The organism is Sporolactobacillus terrae DSM 11697 (assembly GCF_000648615.1).
GTDB lineage: Bacteria > Bacillota > Bacilli > Bacillales > Sporolactobacillaceae > Sporolactobacillus > Sporolactobacillus terrae.
On sequence record NZ_JFZC01000039.1, the window covers coordinates 100,462 to 118,099 of the forward strand.

25 protein-coding genes are annotated in these 17,638 nt (G+C 44.5%); 21 read left to right on the forward strand and 4 right to left on the reverse strand.

Features of this window, described 5'->3' with window-relative positions; all coding sequences use genetic code 11:
- The first annotated feature begins 36 nt into the window (after positions 1-36).
- From AA84_RS0107815 to AA84_RS0107880, 13 genes are all read left to right on the forward strand, one after another.
- The gene (locus tag AA84_RS0107815; RefSeq protein ID WP_010024681.1) at positions 37-303 is read left to right on the forward strand and encodes an IreB family regulatory phosphoprotein; all 267 of its coding nucleotides are present in this window, start codon (positions 37-39) and stop codon (positions 301-303) included.
- Entirely contained in the window at positions 300-737 is a 438-nt protein-coding gene (gene ruvX / locus AA84_RS0107820; RefSeq protein ID WP_028976732.1) for a Holliday junction resolvase RuvX, read from the forward strand. The genes AA84_RS0107815 and ruvX overlap by 4 nt, the downstream gene beginning before the upstream one ends.
- A complete protein-coding gene (locus tag AA84_RS0107825) occupies positions 730-1,050 on the forward strand; it encodes a DUF1292 domain-containing protein (protein WP_037563251.1) in 321 nt (106 codons plus the stop codon). Before ruvX ends, AA84_RS0107825 begins: the two co-directional genes overlap by 8 nt.
- Positions 1,051-1,310: 260 nt before the next feature.
- Positions 1,311-2,396 (forward strand): endolytic transglycosylase MltG, encoded by a 1,086-nt coding sequence (gene mltG, locus AA84_RS0107830; protein ID WP_152540360.1) that lies wholly within the window; start codon positions 1,311-1,313, stop codon positions 2,394-2,396.
- Between the two features lie 99 nt (positions 2,397-2,495).
- Entirely contained in the window at positions 2,496-3,170 is a 675-nt protein-coding gene (locus AA84_RS17435; protein ID WP_231516872.1) for an O-methyltransferase, read from the forward strand.
- Between the two features lie 4 nt (positions 3,171-3,174).
- The gene (gene udk, locus AA84_RS0107840; RefSeq protein ID WP_028976735.1) at positions 3,175-3,819 is read left to right on the forward strand and encodes a uridine kinase; all 645 of its coding nucleotides are present in this window, start codon (positions 3,175-3,177) and stop codon (positions 3,817-3,819) included.
- A gap of 84 nt (positions 3,820-3,903) precedes the next feature.
- Positions 3,904-4,374, forward strand: coding sequence for a transcription elongation factor GreA (gene greA / locus AA84_RS0107845; protein WP_081787905.1), 471 nt, complete (start codon positions 3,904-3,906; stop codon positions 4,372-4,374).
- A gap of 343 nt (positions 4,375-4,717) precedes the next feature.
- On the forward strand, positions 4,718-5,293 hold the full coding sequence (locus tag AA84_RS0107855) for a YrrS family protein (RefSeq protein WP_028976738.1): 576 nt from the start codon (positions 4,718-4,720) through the stop codon (positions 5,291-5,293).
- A 270-nt stretch (positions 5,294-5,563) separates the two neighbouring features.
- Entirely contained in the window at positions 5,564-6,205 is a 642-nt protein-coding gene (locus tag AA84_RS0107860; protein WP_028976739.1) for a class I SAM-dependent methyltransferase, read from the forward strand.
- Between the two features lie 19 nt (positions 6,206-6,224).
- The gene (gene mtnN / locus AA84_RS0107865) at positions 6,225-6,923 is read left to right on the forward strand and encodes a 5'-methylthioadenosine/S-adenosylhomocysteine nucleosidase (protein WP_028976740.1); all 699 of its coding nucleotides are present in this window, start codon (positions 6,225-6,227) and stop codon (positions 6,921-6,923) included.
- A gap of 274 nt (positions 6,924-7,197) precedes the next feature.
- On the forward strand, positions 7,198-8,115 hold the full coding sequence (locus AA84_RS0107870; protein ID WP_028976741.1) for a PLP-dependent cysteine synthase family protein: 918 nt from the start codon (positions 7,198-7,200) through the stop codon (positions 8,113-8,115).
- A gap of 30 nt (positions 8,116-8,145) precedes the next feature.
- Positions 8,146-9,279, forward strand: a complete 1,134-nt coding sequence (locus tag AA84_RS0107875) for a bifunctional cystathionine gamma-lyase/homocysteine desulfhydrase (RefSeq protein ID WP_028976742.1) — start codon at positions 8,146-8,148, stop codon at positions 9,277-9,279.
- Positions 9,280-9,396: 117 nt separating this feature from the next.
- Positions 9,397-9,621, forward strand: coding sequence for a YrhC family protein (locus AA84_RS0107880; protein WP_028976743.1), 225 nt, complete (start codon positions 9,397-9,399; stop codon positions 9,619-9,621).
- A 115-nt stretch (positions 9,622-9,736) separates the two neighbouring features.
- On the opposite strand, the gene AA84_RS0107885 is transcribed toward AA84_RS0107880, so the two are convergent.
- From AA84_RS0107885 to sda, 3 genes are all read right to left on the reverse strand, one after another.
- A complete protein-coding gene (locus AA84_RS0107885) occupies positions 9,737-10,069 on the reverse strand; it encodes an acylphosphatase (RefSeq protein WP_232057159.1) in 333 nt (110 codons plus the stop codon).
- A 104-nt stretch (positions 10,070-10,173) separates the two neighbouring features.
- Positions 10,174-10,875: an RNA polymerase sporulation sigma factor SigK gene (sigK, locus tag AA84_RS0107890; RefSeq protein WP_028976745.1), complete on the reverse strand. Its 702-nt coding sequence runs from the start codon at positions 10,873-10,875 to the stop codon at positions 10,174-10,176.
- Between the two features lie 118 nt (positions 10,876-10,993).
- Positions 10,994-11,134 carry a sporulation histidine kinase inhibitor Sda gene (gene sda / locus AA84_RS17440; protein ID WP_037563254.1) on the reverse strand — a complete coding sequence of 47 codons (141 nt, stop codon included), beginning with the start codon at positions 11,132-11,134 and terminating at the stop codon, positions 10,994-10,996.
- A gap of 537 nt (positions 11,135-11,671) precedes the next feature.
- Between sda and AA84_RS0107900 the strand changes: the two genes are divergently transcribed.
- From AA84_RS0107900 to rsfS, 6 genes are all read left to right on the forward strand, one after another.
- A complete protein-coding gene (locus AA84_RS0107900) occupies positions 11,672-12,187 on the forward strand; it encodes a YqeG family HAD IIIA-type phosphatase (protein WP_028976746.1) in 516 nt (171 codons plus the stop codon).
- Positions 12,188-12,193: 6 nt separating this feature from the next.
- Complete coding sequence (gene yqeH / locus AA84_RS0107905) at positions 12,194-13,294, forward strand: ribosome biogenesis GTPase YqeH (protein WP_028976747.1); 1,101 nt, start codon at positions 12,194-12,196, stop codon at positions 13,292-13,294.
- 131 nt (positions 13,295-13,425) lie between these two features.
- Complete coding sequence (yhbY, locus tag AA84_RS0107910) at positions 13,426-13,722, forward strand: ribosome assembly RNA-binding protein YhbY (RefSeq protein ID WP_028976748.1); 297 nt, start codon at positions 13,426-13,428, stop codon at positions 13,720-13,722.
- 8 nt (positions 13,723-13,730) lie between these two features.
- Positions 13,731-14,312: a nicotinate-nucleotide adenylyltransferase gene (locus AA84_RS0107915; RefSeq protein ID WP_028976749.1), complete on the forward strand. Its 582-nt coding sequence runs from the start codon at positions 13,731-13,733 to the stop codon at positions 14,310-14,312.
- On the forward strand, positions 14,302-14,892 hold the full coding sequence (gene yqeK, locus AA84_RS0107920) for a bis(5'-nucleosyl)-tetraphosphatase (symmetrical) YqeK (RefSeq protein WP_028976750.1): 591 nt from the start codon (positions 14,302-14,304) through the stop codon (positions 14,890-14,892). Before AA84_RS0107915 ends, yqeK begins: the two co-directional genes overlap by 11 nt.
- Positions 14,889-15,242, forward strand: coding sequence for a ribosome silencing factor (gene rsfS, locus AA84_RS0107925; RefSeq protein WP_028976751.1), 354 nt, complete (start codon positions 14,889-14,891; stop codon positions 15,240-15,242). Before yqeK ends, rsfS begins: the two co-directional genes overlap by 4 nt.
- A gap of 215 nt (positions 15,243-15,457) precedes the next feature.
- On the opposite strand, the gene comER is transcribed toward rsfS, so the two are convergent.
- Positions 15,458-16,291 (reverse strand): late competence protein ComER, encoded by an 834-nt coding sequence (gene comER, locus AA84_RS0107930; protein WP_236628079.1) that lies wholly within the window; start codon positions 16,289-16,291, stop codon positions 15,458-15,460.
- A gap of 95 nt (positions 16,292-16,386) precedes the next feature.
- On the opposite strand from comER, the gene AA84_RS0107935 reads away from it, so the two are divergent.
- Both AA84_RS0107935 and AA84_RS0107940 read left to right on the forward strand, forming a co-directional pair.
- The gene (locus AA84_RS0107935) at positions 16,387-17,031 is read left to right on the forward strand and encodes a helix-hairpin-helix domain-containing protein (protein WP_028976753.1); all 645 of its coding nucleotides are present in this window, start codon (positions 16,387-16,389) and stop codon (positions 17,029-17,031) included.
- 82 nt (positions 17,032-17,113) lie between these two features.
- A complete protein-coding gene (locus AA84_RS0107940) occupies positions 17,114-17,581 on the forward strand; it encodes a ComE operon protein 2 (protein WP_028976754.1) in 468 nt (155 codons plus the stop codon).
- Positions 17,582-17,638: the final 57 nt, after the last annotated feature.

Genomic DNA, 17,638 nt, shown 5'->3' on the forward strand with positions numbered 1-17,638 from the left:
CGACCTTCACGAGCAGTACAAAATTCTGTTTGGGGGATGGGTATCATGGATAAAACAATGAAGTTCAATTTTGGAGATCAAAAGGATCACAATGCGCGCGAAGTCTTGTTTAAAGTCTATGATGCTCTTGATGAGAAAGGCTATAATCCGATTAATCAAATTGTCGGTTATTTGCTATCAGGAGATCCTGCATACATTCCAAGACATAAGGATGCGCGAAAATTAATTCGCAGACTTGAACGTGATGAAATTATTGAAGAACTTGTTACAACATACCTCAAAGAGAAATGGGAAAAAGAATGAGAATAATGGGTTTGGATTTTGGCTCCGTGACATGCGGTGTCGCGATCAGCGATCCGCTTGGCTGGACCGCACAAGGTATTGAAACCGTTCAATATGTCGAACATAAGAAGAATCTGCTGTTTGATCGCATTGGCCAACTGATTAACGACTATGCTGTTGAATCCGTCGTGGTTGGACTTCCTAAAGATTTAATTGGAACAGAATCCGCTCGAGCGGGGGCGTCACGCGGTTTTGCAAAGAGCATCCACCGAAAGTTTAAGCTTCCCGTGGAGCTTTGGGACGAACGCTTGACGACCATGGCGGCCGAAAGAATTTTGATTTCTGCAGATGTCAGTCGAAAGAAAAGAAAGCAAGTGATCGATAAAGAAGCAGCAGTGCTCATACTGCAAAGCTATTTAGATAAAAAAAGAATGGAGTCAAAAAAAGATGAGTGAACACGAACATAACCATTATCCAATCTTCCTCCCGGATGAGGAAGAAAAAGAACGCATTGTCATTCCGGAAGAAAATGGCGATGAAAACCTATTTGACGTCCTTTTTTATTTTGATGTCCCGGAAACGGACAAGTCTTATGTCGTGGTTGTTCCGGCTGAACAGGATTTGGAAGAAGATGAGGAGCAGGAAGTTTTTGCATTCCGCTATGAAGGCAACGACGATGATTTCAAGCTTTTCCCGATTGAGACGGATGAAGAATGGGATATTGTTGAAGAAATGATTAACACGTTTAGTGATGAAAGCGATGAATGAGCCCCTGGCTAGGGGCTTTTTCCATGCAGTATAAGAAAGCATGTGTTTTTTTGGTCAAAGGCTGTGCATCAAGCGAGCAACTGGAGTGCTCGTCAGGCACAAAATTGATGGTTCACAACCGCATCCTGCGCGGGCTATGCCCAGTTTTTCTTAAACGGAATAAATCAAAAACGTTCGGCGTATGTTGTCGAAACGTGATAAATTCGGTAAATAAATAGTGTATAATTGATGGGTACTCTTGAAAGGAGCGGCTCATTTCTATGAAAAAGAAGCATTGGCGTATCTTCGCAGCTGCTGTGATTCTTCTTTTCGCACTCACTGTGGGAGCGGCTTGGGGGTTTAATCGTTATTATACCCGTTTGTTGACGCCGATTAATAAACAAAACGACCGGCCGATAACAATCACGATTCCATCCGGTGCATCGGTTCGCGATATGGCTCAGATTCTTGAAAAAAAAGGATTAGTTCGCAAAGCATGGGCGTTTGAATTTTACGCACGATGGAATCATTTAAATACGTATCGCTCAGGTACTTATTCGTTTAATCAAACAATGTCGGTTGGTCAATTGATGAATAATTTGAAAAATGGTGCTCATCGAGGAATCATTGTTCTTGTTGATGTACGTCAGGGAATGTGGGTCAGTGAAGTTGCAGCTCAAATGGCGAATGCGGCTAAATTGGACAAACCGGATGTTCTGAAGAAGCTTAAAGATCATCATTATGTAAACGATCATTATGTGAAAAAATATCCATTTTTAACAAATGAAATCTTTCAAAAAGGGATTGAGTATCCGCTCGAAGGGTATCTTGCTCCGGGTATCTATCGATTTAAAAAAGGGAAATCGCCGCTGACGCTCGATCAGATGGTGAACAAGATGCTTGATAAAACGGCGCAGCGGCTGCACAGCTATTCCGGGGAGATTAAGACGAATAAGCTTGGGTCAGTACACAAGATTTTAACGATGGCATCACTGATCGAGCAGGAAGCACCGGATCAAAAAAATCGTGAAAAAATCGCAGGCGTTTTCTACAATCGCTTGGATTTGGACATGCGCCTGCAAACGGATCCGTCCATTGCTTATGGACAGCAGCGCAGAATCCGTGCATACACGAAAAAAGATTTAAAAACGGATACCCCCTATAATACGTATACGCGTTCCGGTCTGACGGTTGGACCGATTGGTGCTCCGGCGCTTGACGCGATTGAAGCCGTTCTGAGGCCGATCAAGTCAAAGAATGTTTACTTTTATGCACGACCAAACGGCAAAGTGTATTATTCACAAACCTATAAGCAACACCAAGAAGTCATTGCTAAATACCGTCATGAATGGGCGGAAAAATCATAAATGCTATCTCTTTTTAACGCATGAAAGAATAGTGGAATCGTAAAGAACTGTAGCGTCCGTGCAGCTGCAGGGGGCAATGGCAAGGAAAGGAAGATTGGGTTGATCGATTTTAAGGAGCTATCCGCGTATGCGGATGCGTTCACTTGCTCAGAAAACGAGCGACTTAAGCAAATGGAGCAAAAAGCTGCTGCAAGTTATATTCCGATCATGCAGCCCTCATCGATGGCTTTTCTCCAGCAATTGATTCGCTGGACGGGTGCACGGCGAATCCTCGAATTGGGAACGGCAATCGGCTACTCATCGATTCGAATGGCGCTTGCAGCAGGATCAGATGCATCGATCATTACCGTTGAACGTGATCCGGCAATGATTGAAGAAGCGAAGCAGAATATCGAAACGCTGAATCTGCAGCACGTCATTCACATTGTCTACGGTGATGCAACGGAAGAATTACAGGAAGTTGCAGACGCTGCACCGTTTGATCTGATTCTGATTGATGCTGCAAAGGCTCAGTATGAACGTATGTTTCATCGCTATACACAATTACTCCGGGAAAAAGGGATCATTGTTACAGACAATGTCTTCTTTCATGGCCTTGTTTGTGATATTGACGGAGTAAAAAAACGGCAATTGAATCGATTGGTGAAGAAGGTAGACGCATACAACCATTTTCTTGCACAGCAATCAGACTTTGATACTGTTTTTTTGACAGTCGGCGATGGTATGGCCGTCAGTACGATGAACGTACATGGGTTGCATTGGGAGGAACGCTGAGATGATGAAAAGAAGCAAGCCGATTGTTATTGGAGTCGCAGGAGGCTCGGGATCGGGAAAAACGACGGTAACGCGTGAGATATACCGTACATTTCCAGACAAATCGATCACAGTGATTCAACAGGATTCTTATTATAAATCACAGGATGATAAACCTTTTGAAAAAAGGCTGCTGACAAATTACGATCATCCGCTGGCGTTTGATAACGATTTGTTGATTTCTCAAGTCAAAGAACTGCTAAAGTTCCACCCAATAAAAAAACCAACGTATGACTATACAGTACATACAAGATCTGATAGAATTGTACCCGTCGAACCTAAAGATGTCATTATCCTCGAAGGCATCTTAGTTCTTGAAGATGAGCGCCTGCGTGATCTGATGGATATTAAGGTGTTCGTCGATACAGATTCGGACCTACGAATTATTCGGCGGCTGCTTCGTGATACTGAAGAGCGAGGCAGAAGCGTTGAATCCGTTATCAATCAGTATTTAACCGCTGTACGGCCAATGCATCTGCAATTTGTTGAGCCAACGAAACGCTATGCGGATATTATCATTCCGGAAGGCGGAAAAAATTCAGTTGCCATTGATCTGATGGCAACCAAAATTCGCGCAGTACTCGAAGAGAAGAATAAAACAACGATGTGAGCAGTACAGGGTGTTTTCAAAATTTGTAAACTCTTGCGCTGTCTATGAACCCGTATGATTAAACGAATCAGGAGTGTGGCAAATATGTCGGAAAAACTTCACTACATGACCGCTGAAGGTAAAGCAAAACTTGAACGTGAATTGAACGAATTGAAGACTGAAAAGAGAAAGGAAGTTGTCGAACGTATAAAAATTGCACGTGGATTCGGCGACCTCTCTGAAAACTCGGAATATGATGCGGCAAAGGATGAGCAAGCCTTTGTTGAAGCGCGTATTCAACAGCTTGAAGTCATGATTCGCAACTCCGTTATTATTGAAGATGACGAGACGACGGATGTTGTTAAGATCGGAAAAGCAGTCACTTTTAAAGAATTGCCCGACGGCGAAGAGGAAACTTATCAAATTGTCGGCAGCGCAGAGTCTGACCCATTTCAGGGAAAAATTTCCAACGATTCACCGATGGCTAAGGGCTTGATTGGTTTGTCTGTTGGTGAAGAAGTCAGTGTCAGCACACCGGGCGGCGACATTCGTGTTAAAATTCTTAAAGTAGAGTAACCGCTGATCGCACAGAAAGGGCGCAAATATGCACGGAAGCAGTTCCGGCATTTTTGCGCTTTTTCTCTTCGTCATCGATCCGGCTCATTTTGCTAACATAATGCGATTTATGCGACATACCCTTTATTTATGCGGACAAATGACGCAGTTTTGCTTGGACAGACATGATGCAGTGCTTGTCTTCGAATTTATTTATAGTGTGCGTGTGAAAGCTGGCAGGCACGAACCAGCTTGTCTTATTCTATTTCATTATTAGGATCAATCAATGATGACCATTCAAACAATCGAGTAATTAATTCACTGTATAATCACTGTCGTTGGTCGTTAAAAGGAGGATGTCTTTATGAGAAGTCAGCGAGGCAATGGCTACTCATCCCGTTATGAACAGCGGAAAAGCAAAATGGATCGGCTGCTCAGTTGGACAATTGGGATTGTTTCATTGCTCATACTTGCAATTGGATGTATTATTCTCATTTCCGTTTTTCACACATCACCAGATTCGAAACCTGCGGCATCATCGGAATCACAATCCAGTACTCAGTCTAGCGAATCGAAAAGCAGCGATACTCAATCGGATTCAAGCTCAGATCAGTCTTCGGATGAATCAAGTCAGGCAGCGAATGATGAAGGCGAGAGCAGTACCGACTCCTCAAGTTCGAGTGCTGATTCCGGATCTGATGAAAGTCATCAAGCCTCTTATGAAATGGGTTCTGCGGATTGGAACGCGCAAGTACATGCCATTTCAGAAGCGACAGGTATCGATGAGACCAATATGACGATTCGCTGGCTTGGTAATGGAGGAACCCCGAGCAGTTCGCTTGCACGGGTCAGTCCAAAAGGCGATGCCAATGCCATCTATGTTGTTCACCTCATCTATAAAGATGGAAAATGGCAAGCCGATAATGTCAAGGCTCCATAAATCATGCAACCAACCGTCACGCACGGCTGGTTTTTTTATATAGTGACTTTTTGTTCTATACCATTCATTACCGTCTAAATCATACAGAAAATTCGCGTAGGCCTCATCGCTTGGCAGGAAGGAATCGGAATCCAGTTTACAAAATCAGAAATAATCGCATGTTTTCATTGAATACGCAAGCGAATTGTGCTAGTTTAGTGACATTAGATCATTTAAACCATACTAATAGTATAAGAATTAAATGATTTAAGCGCCAAGGGGGAATATCGCGTGGGACGCGAATTTATCCACACATTCGAGCAATGGGCAGATGATTACGATCGTTCGGTATTTGGCGGGGATCGTGAATATAAAGAGGTATTCAAGGATTATGACCGGATTTTAGAAACAGCAACGGTTTATGCACGTGGGGCGGTGCTCGAATTTGGGGTAGGCACAGGCAACCTGACAAAAAAGCTGATTGCTCATGGATTCAAGGTTACAGGCATTGAACCGTCAAGGAAAATGCGGGAGAAAGCGATGGAGAAGCTCCCCAATCTACACATTCTTGATGGTGATTTTCTTAATTTTCCAAAACTGAACGATCCCATTGATACGATTATCAGTTCGTTTGCCTTCCATCATTTGACCGACCAGGAGAAAGACCGGGCAATTGACCACTATAGCCGTTTTCTTCCGATTAATGGTAGAATAGTTTTTATAGACACGCTGTTTGACAGTGAACGTGAAAAGAAAAAGATACACCACTGGGCGAGTAGCCATGGGTATACCCGTTTGTTGAACGACCTTCAAACGGAGTATTACCCACTTCGGCAAGACTTGGCAAATCTTTTTCAAAGGCACCATTTTCAGCCCTATTTCAAACAATTGAACCGGTTTGCATGGCTGATTGTTGCCAATAAAAATGAATGATATTCAGGAGGATCCAGTTGTGAGATTAGGCATCATCGGTGCAATGGAAGAAGAAGTTTCATTATTAAAGAAACGCATGAGCGGAGTCGAAACCATCGAAATTGCCGGCTGCCGTTTTTATAAAGGAACCATTGAAAAAACAGAAATTATTCTGCTGCAATCCGGAATTGGAAAGGTCAGTGCAGCGGTTGGCACAACGTTGCTTCTGGATCATTATCATCCACAAGCGGTGATTAATACAGGGTCTGCGGGAGGAACAGATCCATCACTTTCAATCGGTGACGTTGTCATCTCGTCATCAGTGATCCACCATGATGCGGATGCAACTGCGTTTGACTATGCGCCTGGTCAGATTCCGGGCATGCCTCCAGCTTTTTTACCGGATCACAAATTAATTGAAGCGGCGCTCGCAGCCAGCAGTGCTGATTCAAAGCACAAAATGGTTAAAGGTTTAATTGGCTCCGGGGATTCATTTATGTCCGATTCTGTGCGCATTTTAAAACTGAAAGATACCTTTCCAGATTTAAAGGCAGTTGAGATGGAAGCGGCAGCGATTGCACAAGTCTGTCATCAGTTCAAGGTACCGTTTTTAGTCATTCGATCATTATCCGATATTGCCGGAAAGGATTCAAATCGATCGTTTGATCAATTTTTGGAAACAGCGGCGAAGCATTCAGCCGAATTTATTCTTTCAATCTTAAAGGAGCTTAACTCATGAATAGGCACCTATCCGTAAACGTGACAAGCATGTGTAATAAGCGATCACAAGAAAATACGCAGTTTGATGAGGCGGCGGTTTCTCGATTAGCCAAATTTTCGCCCAGTCATACAATGGATCAACACTTGAATAGCGTTACAGTTTCAGCTGTTGTCTGTTGCCCGAGCAGCTGAGCGGCAGGTCACGTACTTGTCGGCGCAAAAAATTGCGAAAAAATGCCGGCACACCAAGCTGAGCAGAACGACTTTGTGCCCAGAGACAAGGAGAGAAAGATATGGCAGTTTATGATAATGTACATGAGCTGGTAGGCAGAACACCGCTAGTGGCTCTGCATGCGTTTCCGCTTCCGAAAGGCGTGCGCCTCTATGCGAAATGTGAATACTTCAATCCGGGAGGAAGCGTTAAAGATCGCCTTGGTGAAACGATTATCCGTGAAGCGATGCAGTCTGGGAAGCTTAAACCTGGAGGAACATTGATTGAGCCAACAGCAGGCAATACGGGAATTGGCCTTGCTCTTGCAGCTGTGGGAAAGGGCATCCATGTACTCTTCTGTGTGCCTGAAAAATTTAGCGTTGAGAAACAAACCTTAATGAAAGCACTTGGCGCTCGTGTGGTCAAAACCCCGTCAGATCAGGGGATGGCAGGTGCGATCAAAAAAGCAAAAGCGTTCGAACAGTCAATTAAGAACAGCTATTGCCCGAATCAGTTTGCCAATCCGAATAACCCGAAGGCCTATTTTGAGTCACTTGGACCTGAACTTTGGGAAGATTTGCATGGCTCCTTAGATGTCCTCGTTGCCGGAGCCGGATCAGGCGGAACGTTTACAGGAACTGCGGATTACTTAAAGAAACGAAATCCGGAGATTAAGACGGTTGTTGTGGAACCTGTGGGTTCAATTTTAAATGGCGGTGCACCGGCGGAACATCGAACAGAGGGAATTGGGATGGAATTCATTCCTTCTTTCGTAAAAACCGAGTATTTTGATGAAATTTATACAATATCTGATGAAGATGCATTCAAACGACTCAAAGAAGCGGCTGCGCTTGAAGGGTTACTTATTGGCAGTTCATCGGGATCAGCGCTTCATGCGGCTCTGCTCGAAGCTGAAAAAGCTAAACCTGGGACAACGATTGTCGTTATTTTCCCTGATTCCAGTGAACGCTATCTTAGTCAACGCATCTATGAATCTTAAATACTGAAGCATAATTTGGAGGAAAACATGATGAGACCGAAAACTCAAGTCATCCATGCAGGCATTTTTGGTGATGAATTCACAGGCAGTGTATCTGTACCGATCTATCAGACGAGTACTTACAAGCAAGAAGCAGTGGGAAAAACGAAAGGCTACGACTATTCGCGCTCGGCCAATCCAACACGCCGCGCGCTCGAGGTGCTGATTGGCCAGTTGGAACATGGGAAGGCCGGCTTTGCCTTTGGCTCTGGAATGGCAGCTATTTCCTCGGTTCTTATGTTGCTGAACAGCGGCGACCACGTTGTGATTACTGATGATGTGTATGGCGGTACATTCCGTGTGATTGACAAAGTTTTCAAAAGGCTCGGGATCACCGCGACGTTTACAGATACAAGCAAACCGGAAGCAATCGAATCCGCGATTACCGATCATACCAAAGCCCTGTACCTTGAAACGCCGACCAATCCGCTTCTTAAGGTTACTGATATTCAGAAGGCATCGGCAATCGCACACCGTCATGGACTGCTCTTGATTGTTGACAACACGTTTGCTACGCCATACTGGCAACACCCGATCGACTTAGGGGCGGATATTGTGCTTCACAGTGCCACCAAATATATCGGCGGTCACAGCGATGTTGTTTCAGGACTAGCCGTCGTTGCGTCGGAAGAGTTAGCAGAACGGCTTTACTTTATTCAGAATTCGGTTGGTGCAGTACCTGGTCCTCAGGATGCATGGCTGTTACTTCGCGGGATTAAGACATTGGGCTTGCGTATGGAGCAAATCGAAAAGAATGCCAACCAAATTGCTCAATTCCTTGAGGGCCACCCAAAGGTGAAAAAGGTTTACTATCCGGGTTTGGAGAGCCATCCCGGTCATGCACTTGCAGCAAAACAAACCTCTGGCTTTGGCGGCATGATTTCATTTGATGTCGGTGATGAACAAACGGTGAATCAAATACTCTCAAAAGCGCGCTATTTTACACTTGCTGAAAGTCTTGGTGCAGTCGAGAGCCTGATTTCGGTTCCGGCGAAGATGACCCATGCATCAATACCAAAGCCGCGAAGAGACGCATTGGGAATCACCGATGGCCTCATTCGTTTGTCTGTCGGAATCGAGGATGCGCAGGATTTGCTGGATGACCTTGCACAAGCCTTGGACTGAGCCCGCAGTTCAGATTCAAATTTTTTCAAAATCAGTTACTCGCACTTCTTGTCAGAAACTACCTCATTTCTCTCTGCCCCGCTCATGTTATAGTAATCTTGAAGGGGAGGAATGAACGTGGAAGAAGAGCAGAAAACCATTTTGAACAAAATCGTCGATTATAAAAGAGTGGGGATGTTGTGTCTGTTTCTCAGCGCATTTCTTTATGTCGGGACGTTCATTCCGCCATATCACGCAATTGAATGGAAACTTGAGGTTTTATCCGGAGTAAGTCTACTGTTTTTAATCAGTTCTTTTATTTGCTGCTGGAGATCGACGAAACTGAAAGAAAAGCTTCAATAAGTATGTCAAACCTGCTGGACGGTGCATCTCAGCAGGTTTTCATTTAAGGCTTGGACCTCATCAAAGACACTAAAACCCGCAGCAAGGGCATCTTTGCTGCGGGTTTCATCAGCTTTCAATCAGAGTTTCGAATTTCAAATTGCGTATAGTTTCGTGGTTCGCTATATTCGTAAATGGATACGTTGGAGATACGTGAGAACGGACTTCCTTTTTTAATCGTTTTAACAAACTGATGGATGTCTGACTTTTCACCTTCGGCCGCAATTTCAACACTTCCGTCGATGCGGTTGCGTACCCAACCTGAAATGCGATAGACATTTGCGGTTTGCCAAGTAAAATAGCGAAAACCGACAGCTTGTACTTTTCCTTTCACAACAATATGCACGCTTTTCAGTTCTTCTGGTTCGCCCATCAAATGCAAACCTTTGCTTTTATGGGATTCGTTCATCATAATGCCTCGATTCTGATTCATATTCTGAACTACGCTAAGTAAAGTGTACCATTGAATCGAGTTTTGGTTAATGTTCCTGCTTCGATCGCTTGCGTGTTCCATTACTGATTCGGTTTTCGATAGATCTCATGAAATAATTTCATTAAGGCACGTTTTTCGATACGGGAGACATAGCTTCTTGAAATAGACAACTTCTTGGCAATTTCACGTTGCGTTAATTCGTCCTTGTTATCCAGACCAAATCGGTCAATAATCACTTCGCGTTCACGTGGATCAAGAATATGCAGCGCTCCATAGATTTTTTTTGTCTCGAAATTAAGCGAAATTTCATCGACGACATCTTTATTTGTCGATTTCAAAATGTCGATCAAACTGATGGTGTTGCCTTCCTTGTCCTGTCCAATCGGATCATTCAAAGATACATCTTTTCTTGACTTTTTAAGTCCACGCAAATGCATGAGAATCTCGTTTTCAATACAACGTGCAGCATATGTGGCTAATTTTGTGCCCTTTCCGGTGGAATAGCTGTTGATCGCTTTAATCAATCCGATGGATCCGATGGATATTAAATCATCTGTATCCTCTTTTGTGTTGTCAAATTTTTTCACAATATGAGCAACCAAGCGCAAGTTGTGTTCAATCAGTTTATTGCGCGCATCTTCATCGCCCTCAGCCATACGTCGCAAACATTCGGCTTCTTCCGCAGCTGACAACGGCTGCGGAAAGGTATTGTTCTTGACGTAGGAGACAAGTAGCCAGACGTTTTTAAATAAATAGGCGAGTCCGCCAACGATGGACAGCATGACCCTTCACTCCTTTGGGAGATCTGATATTTCGTAGCTGTCTTCTAGTGTATGGGTATTCGCCCTGTCCTGTGCCTGTACCTTAAGAAAAGAATGGCGCGATCGTGGTGAATCCGGATCAGCCCGTCTGTTTCATTTCTTTGTCCAAACTGCGGCGTTTGATTTCTTCTTCAATCAACCGGATGAAGTCTGCGCTTAATTTGTATTCCTTGGCTTTAACGTAGGATTCAATAAGCAAATCGTCTGAAAGTATATCCATTGTCAACCGTTTCCGGTTTCTCACATCCTTTTTCCTGAAAATTAATCCACGTGAATTGTGCTTCGTGTATGTGGGATGACCTTAAATGATCAAAAGAAACACAGCGGTAATTCGTCAGGCTTGAAAAAGCGCTCAAGGCAGCCAGTTGTCAACCGCTACCAGCAATGATTACGTGAATAATGAGAAAACGATAATTCATATGTTCACTCTATCATGATCCAAGTTAGGGAACAATCATGAGTTTATCCACAGCGAAAGTGGATAAACTGTGCGTTCTGTGTGGGTAAATTAAGACTTATGTTTAAAACTAGTGTTGAATGATGTGGACAAATTTATCCACAGATAAACCCGTGTCACATCGTGTCGAAATATTTAGGGAATATTTAGCCATACTCTTTCATGAAATCATCAATTGATGGTCATATTTTCATGATTTGATTTCGAGTTTTCCCTATTCATGGGATAATTATGAATTAGGACTTGGTAAAATCGTCAACATGTGGGAAAATGGGATCAGAATATGAGGTGGAGAAATTCGTGTTAAGACAATTTTTGCCCGAAGAACATGTGGAAAGTGTATTAGATATAAACCCCAGCAAGTTAAAGAAACGGGGCATCAAAGCATTGGTCACCGACCTGGACAACACGTTAATCGCGTGGAATAAAGAAAAAGTAACTCCCGAACTTGTTCAATGGTTCTCAAGCTTGGAGGCAGCCGGAATTTCAGTCATGATCTTATCGAATAATAGTGAAAAACGAGTCAAGCTGTTTTCCAATTCATCCGGTGTTTCCTATATCTTTCGGGCGCACAAACCGCTCCCGTTCGCATTCAAACGAGCGATGCGGCTGATGAAAGTGCAAAAAGATGAAATGGTGGTTGTCGGCGATCAGTTATTAACCGATATCTGGGGAGCAAACCGAGTGGGTATGCACACGATCCTTGTCACGCCGATTGTCGATTCGGACGGATGGGCAACGAAATTAAATCGTCACCTGGAGCGGTTTATTTTGTCACGATTGAGGCACCGAGGATTGTTGAAATGGGAGGATTAATCAGGAATGGATGAAATTTATTGTGCCGGTTGCGGTGTAAAGATTCAGACCGAGGATCCGCAAGCGCTGGGTTATACCCCACAAAGTGCGCTGCAGCATGATCCGATTGTCTGTCAGCGTTGTTTTCGATTAACGCATTATAATGAAATACAGGATGTTTCGCTGACTGCGGACGATTTTTTGACCATGCTTTCCAAAATTTCAGAGCATGATGCACTGGTTGTCTATTTGGTTGATCTATTTGATAGTGCAGGGAGCTGGGTACCGGGTCTCCAACGTTTTGTTGGGGGGAACCCGGTTCTTCTGGTTGGGAACAAGCGCGATCTCTTCCCGAAGTCCACCAATCCCAACAAATTGTCCAGCTGGATACGCCGGTCAGCACGTGAACAAGGATTGAAACCGGTCGACGTGCGGCTGATGAGTGCATCAAGGAACCATGGTTTGGATGAAGTTGCTGCAGCAATTGACCATTATCGAAAGGGTCGTGATGTGTATGTTGTTGGTGCGACCAATGTCGGTAAGTCGACGTTTATCAACCATCTCATCCAACATTTAGGCACTGGCGATTCAGCGATAACGACTTCTCGTTTCCCGGGAACAACCTTGGATTTCATCGAGATCCCGCTTGGTGACGGGTGTAACTTGTACGATACCCCGGGAATTATTAATGATCACCAGGCAGCACATTTTATTGGTCCGCGTGATTTAAAGAAAATTATGCCGGTGAAAGAAATAAAGCCGAAAGTGTTTCAACTAAATGAGCGTCAGACGCTGTTTCTGGGCGGGCTTGGGCGGCTTGATTACATTGGTCCTGCACGAAGGTCGCTTATTGTCTACGCGTCATCGTCGCTTGTCATTCACCGCACAAAGATGGAGCAGGCTGATGATTTATATGCGCGCCAGCTTGGGCATTTGCTGACACCGCCGAGCGAAAAAGTTGATCTTCCGCCAATGGAACGTTTCGATTTTCGTACCGATCAGCAGGCGTGTGATCTCGTCTTTTCCGGTTTAGGCTGGATTACGATCAAGGGTCGAGGTGCGCGGATCACGGCTTATGCACCGAAAGGAATTGGTGTCTCGCTTCGCCCGTCGCTTATCAAAGGGTGAAGAACTAAGGAGACGGGTTGGACGATCGGCCTTCTAATGCTAAAGATGTATAATTAAAAGTGAACACGAACACTAAGATTTTGGCCATGACATGTTTTGTCATTGGTTCATGGAGGAGTTAAACGAAACATATGCTGAGCAATAATCAACGAAAATTTCTTAAAAAAAAGGCACATGCGCTTAAACCGATTTTTCAGGTTGGCAAGACGGGGGTGCATCCCCAATTTATTGAAGAGATTGACCGTGTGCTGGAAAAGCGTGAGCTGATCAAGGTGCAATTTTTACAAAATACTTTTGAAGATCCAACTGAGGCAAGCAGCGAAATGAGTCGGCACACAAACGCGGAGCTTGTTCAAGTGATTGGTCATACGGCAGTTTTATATCGGCCATCAAAAGAACACAAGCGTATCGACCTCCCGAAGAAGTAGGGATGATCATGGGAAAACGAATTGGTGTTTATGGCGGCACCTTTGATCCGCCGCACCTTATGCACCTCTTGATTGCCGAAGAGGCGCTTGAGGCCTGCGAGTTGGATGAGGTTTGGTTTTTGCCAACGTATCAGCCTCCTCATGTTCAAGAAAAGCATGCGCGTGCATCTGCTGAAGAACGGTCGGATATGGTTGAACTGGCGATTGAAGGAAATGACCGGTTTAAACTATGCCGCTTAGAACTTGAACGCAAAGGTAAATCCTACACTGTTGATACAATTGCATTGCTTCGTGAACGCTATCCGGATGATTGCTTTTATTTCATCCTAGGTGCAGACATGGTCGATGATCTCCCAACATGGCACAAAGTTGGCAAGTTAAGTGAAATGACCGCGTTCATTGCGTTTAATCGCCCAGGTTATCCGGAGTCGCATCCTGATTTTGCAGATGTGCAGTACATCGAGATGCCCTTGGTGGATTTGTCCTCAAGTTTTCTGCGCGAGCGTTTAAAGATGGGGCGGTCTTGCCGCTACTTTTTGTGTGACACAGTCATAAACTACATTAAGGAGCGTGGACTCTATGCAAATTGATGAAGCAGAGCAGGCAATTAAAGAGATTCTTCCGGAAAAACGTTTCGTTCATTCTGTCGGCGTGTCGGAAACGGCCGGCAAGCTCGCCAATCGATATGGGGGAGACGTGTATAAGGCACGATTGGCCGGGATGTTGCATGATATCGTGAAATATTTCTCCGATGATGAATTAAAGGCGATGATCCTGCGCAAACCAGGAACGTGGAGCGATTGCCTGAAGTATTCGGATAAATTATGGCATGCACCCGCTGGAGCAGTGTATGTTCAAGACAAGTTTGGGATTGACGATCCGGATATTTTAAACGCGATCATTTATCATACAACGGGACGTAAAGAAATGACGCTTCTTGAAAAAATTATTTTTCTTGCTGATTACATCGAACCCAATCGTTCTTTTCCAGGCGTCGATACGGTCAGAGAAGCGGCAGAACGCGATTTGAACGAGGCGGTGCGCTTAGAACTCCAGAAAACGATCGCCTATCTGGTCGCCAAACAACAAAGCGTCTATCCGAAGACTTTTGAAGCATATAATGATCTTGTAATGAAAAATGATAAAAAAACGAATGAGGTGACTGAATGAATAGCGAAGAATGGGTGAAGTACCTTGCCGAGGCCGCTGATGATAAGAAGGCTCAGGATCTTGTTATCCTAAAAATGGAGGGAATTTCCGTCATTGCCGATTATTTTATCATTTGTCACGGTGATTCCGAAAAACAAGTACAGGCCATATCAACGGCCTTGCGAAAGGCTGCCGATGAAAAAGGAGTCACAGTACATCGGATGGAGGGGTATGACCAAGCACGGTGGGTGCTGATTGACCTAGGGGATGTGGTGGCGCACATCTTCCATCGAGAAGAACGTGATTATTATCAACTGGAAAAGCTATGGGGAGATGCCCCGTCATATACACTTGAAAAGAAATTATCATAAGTTTGAACGACGCAGGCACGGAGATGATTCGATCTCCGTGCTTTTTCGTTTTTTACAGTTTTTGCACATAAAATAGAGGAATAGGGGGACGAAACAACCCCTTAATAAAAAAGATCCGCTATCCTATGATGTGGAAAGGATATTCGGATCATTTTTTCTTGCTTAATGAAGGATTTTTCGTGATTGCGGCGAATGTATTATCTTGAAACCACGAATTAAGACTCTTCTTGTTCAAAACTTTCCCGAACTTTCTTTTGGTCTTCAACAAACTTTTCCTGTGTGGCACGGAACAAATTCTCGAAAGCGTCGTGGAATGCGTTCTCAAGTGCATTAAGGCCTGCCCCCGTTATCCCGCCTTTAACCGTGACTTTGTTCTGCAACTCCTCAAGTGTGTAAAGCTTTTCTTGGAACACATTTCCTAATCCTTCGATCATTTCAGTCGTCAGCTGTGTCGCTTGTTTATGGGATAACGGTGTTGTAGTGACCGCACCATCAATCATTTTGCGCAGCAGGTAGGTGATAAAGGCAGGTCCGCAGCTTGCAATATCCGAAGCCGCACGGACACTTGCTTCATCAATTTCGATTGGATTGGAAAACTGGGCGAGCACGGCCCACAGCCTGCTTTTTTGTAAATCCGTCATGCGCGTTCCAAAGGTTACCAGCGTGCTTCCGGAAAGGCTTTGATTGACGATGCTCGGAATGACGCGAGCGACCGGACACGGAACATACGTTTCAAGCTGTTTAATTGTGATCGGACTTGTTACCGATATCGCCAGCTGGCTGGGCTGCCACGCATGCCGCAACGGACGCAGCAGCGGAAAAAATTGATTCGGTTTCACGCAAAGAAAAATTAAATCTGTCCGGCGGAGAATGTCAATTGGTGACTCGCAAACCGATAGCCGTGGATGTTTCTTCGCAAGCGCTTCTGCCTTCGCTTTGGTGCGATTCATTACGGAAATCGCGTGAGGTTTTGCAGCCTTGCTTTTTATTAATGCGTCAACCAGCAGCGTCCCAATTGTTCCGGTTCCAATGACGCCGATTCTCATCATGATTCACCTCTGCCCTCGTTAAACTCCTCTTAGAACTTATGTTTCGCTTGAATGGATTATGTCTTTGACGCACCTGATACGAAAGGGGGAGACATATGAAGTACACTGGAAAAGCGCTAAGCAAGCTGGCAGTGATTGGTTTTCTTGTCCTGTTGCTTACAGGTGCCGTCTGGTATTTTACGCACCAACACAATTTGCAGAATAAGGCGGAAATGAGGCAGGCTGAAGAATTGTTTGCAAACGCGGATCAAGAAAAGAAAACGAATGCGGCACCAGCCAAAGATGCTGCGTCCGAAATTTTTGTGATTGACATCAAAGGAGCGGTGAAGAAGCCGGGTATCTATCAAGTTTCAGCTTCAGAACGCGTCATTGACGGAATTGAACGTGCAGGCGGGTTTACGAAAAAGGCAGATCGGGACAAAATTAATTTGGCTCAAAAGGTTACTGACGAGATGGTCATCCATGTGCCGGAAAAGGGTGCACAGGCGCTTGCTCCCTCGGCACAAGAATCAGAGAACGGTGCGTTGGAATCGCAGTCAGCTCAATCAAAAGTCAATATAAATACTGCGGATGAGCAGGAAATGCAACAGCTTCCGGGGGTAGGACCGGCAAAAGCAAAAGCGATTATCCAATACAGAACGGAGCATGGTTCGTTTAAGTCGGTGGATGACTTGGCTGGTGTATCTGGGATTGGTGAGAAATCTCTGGAGCGAATGAAGCCATTTATGGCGCTTTATTGACCGATCGCGAATGCACTCTGAAAAAGCCGATGATTCTGATACAATAGGAGGACAGGTAAAAAATCGGGAGGTTTTCTAAGACATGGAGAGACTATCGTGGGATCATTATTTTATGGCACAAAGCCATCTATTGGCAACCCGGAGTACATGCGAACGTCTTTTTGTCGGCGCAACTATCGTTCGCGACAAAAGAATCATTGCCGGAGGATACAACGGATCGATTGCCGGAGGGCCCCATTGCATTGATGAAGGCTGTTATATGATTGACGGGCATTGCGTGCGTACCATTCATGCGGAAATGAACGCGATTCTCCAATGTGCTAAATTTGGCGAACCGACAGACGGTGCAGAAATTTATGTTACACATTATCCATGTGTCCAGTGCTGCAAAGCGATCATTCAAGCAGGCATCAAAGCTGTTTATTTTGCTCAAGATTATAAGAACCATCCTTATGCGAAGGAGCTTTTTGAAGCAGCGCACGTAACGGTTAAAAAGGTTCCTTTCAAAACGAATATCGATAAAATTTTTTCTGACAAAACAGAGGTCTAACTTAGGAGGTGCTGTCTGTGAAACAGCAGCTGATTGAGTGCGACTGTGCTTGTGAGA